Genomic DNA, 2,418 nt, shown 5'->3' with positions numbered 1-2,418 from the left:
ATCGAAATAACTCCAATCTAGATTATGGCTGTAAACGTAATAATAGGCTTCATCGTAACCGGGATAAAGCCCCAAGGCGATGATTATTCTAAACAGGAGTCCACCGATGAGCAGATAAACGGCCATGCGATCGCTAAGTATTTTCGTCAAAATTCTTACCTCATTTCATCGCTAAAACTGATGTTAGAGACGGGAGATTTTTGGGGTTGCCAGATTCGAGATTTGTGCATCTATGGCAAGGTTAGATTTAAGTGTGATCTTTAGTTACTATATCACCAACTCTGTCATCTTTTTAGCTAATTTAACAATACCCAGTTTAAATGCATCTTAGCTTATCCCGAAGGATGATCAACTTAGATGGGGTAGAATCACCATGACTTTTAGATAATCGATTGACTTCCGAATAGACGGATTAATTATATCTTTATATAAAAAACCTTTCTTAAAAATATCTAATGTTGTCTTACTAATTGGCTTAAAATAGAACTTTTTCTCACCGACAATGATGGGATCGGTTTGACGAATTAATTTCCCATTTTTTTCCTGTAATAAAATAATCTCAGATGTCTGAAGATGGCGATCAAGTTCCCAAGGATGAAAGTAGAAATAAACCACACCATTATTACTGTCCAATGTCAGGATTCCCTGATCATCAATTTTATTTTGCCAGTTAGGGTTGAGCCTATAGAGCTTAGGTATAAATTCCCAATCTTGAGGAAACTGATAAATTTGTCCCAATACATATTGCATGAGTCCATGAATGGGATGCAACTGTCTTCCCCAAGACATACTGGGAGCATCCACTAAAATTACAGTACCCTCGGTGATATCTGGGGCCAATCGAGTTACATCAGTCCAAAAAGCTTGTTGATATTGCCAACAACGTTGATTGTCATGCTGCACGATCAATCCAAATCCGACTAATAAGGTAAAGTATGCTGCTAAGATCGTAGCAGCTAGATTCTTTTGCCGATAGGTTGCGGCTAGATAAACAATGAGGTGACAGACAATTCCAGCGAGAAGAGAAGCTCCTAAGACCGCAGCAGTATGCACCCTGGAATCGCGCCCACTAATTTGAGTAGCATGGACGGTGAAGGTGAGGGGATAGGCTAAAAATAATAAGATCAGACTTACTAATACAAGCTGCCTAATCGAGAAAGAATTTTCAGAATTTTTGCCAAAAGGCATTTCGCTTGTACTTACTGTCGTTGCATCAATTCGATTTACCTTCAATTGTAATAAAAACCAAGTCAAGAGAGCAAATGTTATGGGAAGCAAGAAAAGTAATTCCCCTTTAAGATTGACTAGAACTTGCCAAGGACGAGAAAAGAAGGTACTCAAGCTGATAAAAGGTCCGATTAAAGTTTGACGCAGAGGAGTTAAAACAGCCGTGAGGATATCCAAATCATTAACTCTGCTATCCCCAGTTAGTTTGCGAAGCATGAGCACTCCTAGGAAAATGAACCCCAATACTAGGGCATTTCTGATAAATTCTTTTAATAGCTTTCCATTCCACTTGTTTTTGAAGAGTGGAGCGGCAAGAAAAAGGGGGAAACAGGTTTCATAGGAGAGGAGAGCGGCTAAAATGAATAAATAGGAGATGATCCTCTTCTGGGAAAAATAGCAGAGAAAAGCTATCAAGATAAAGGTCACAGATGGTAAAACATGAATGTGAGTCAGAAAAGCTCTGGTATTGTCAGCGGGAAACAGAGCAAAGGACAAAGTTCCGCAGATGACGAAAAAAGGCTGATCCCAAAGGCGTTTAAGGAAGATATAAAAAAGAATGTTATTGGTTAATACCCATAGATAAGCTATTGCATAAACCAGTTTTAATCCTCCTAAATGTCCCCCAATAAATGCCGATAAAAGAACGATATTAAAACCAACGATACGCCCTTGAAAAAAATATAAATTTATTCTTTTTATAAAGTCGAAAAATTCTAGAAGGTTCATCCTTATGGGTTCGCCGACATAGAAGTAGTCATCTTCATATAAACCCAAGCCGCCAAAGTGCCAAAAATGAGCAGTCCAAGTAACTATGGCAAGTATCCCAATAAAGCTCAATGATTCCTTGGTTTTGAGACGGGTAATCCACTGATGCTGCTGAAATTTCATCTTTTCTATCCTGAAGTAATATAGCACTTCTCTCTTGGGTGAAGTACAGATTCCTAAGTTTTAGGGAGTTTCCATTCCGACTAATTTCTAAGCGCTAGAAAAAAGCCGTTGTTGTCAAGGTACAAACTACTTGGGTATAAATTTGTTGGGCAGTAGTTTCCATTTGATCATCTGAACAAGCGATCGCATCTTACCCATTCAATGGGTTGTTTGCAGAGAATTAGAAATAGCTAATTTTTCCTCAATCCAGCCTTTGACAATAGCTTGTAACCGTAAATCACGACGCTGACTTTCTTGCTCAAG

General features: G+C 38.6%; 1 protein-coding gene. It reads right to left on the bottom strand.

Going from position 1 to position 2,418, the window contains the following annotated elements; genetic code table 11:
- Positions 1-348: 348 nt before the first annotated feature.
- Positions 349-2,115 carry a hypothetical protein gene (locus O9295_RS08440; protein ID WP_288032659.1) on the bottom strand — a complete coding sequence of 589 codons (1,767 nt, stop codon included), beginning with the start codon at positions 2,113-2,115 and terminating at the stop codon, positions 349-351.
- Positions 2,116-2,418 lie beyond the last annotated feature (303 nt).

Origin of the sequence: Microcystis sp. LE18-22.4A (assembly GCF_027531105.1) — a bacterium.
GTDB lineage: Bacteria > Cyanobacteriota > Cyanobacteriia > Cyanobacteriales > Microcystaceae > Microcystis > Microcystis aeruginosa.
The sequence above is the reverse complement of the archived record's forward strand: the minus strand, read 5'-3'. Positions and strand labels throughout refer to the sequence as shown.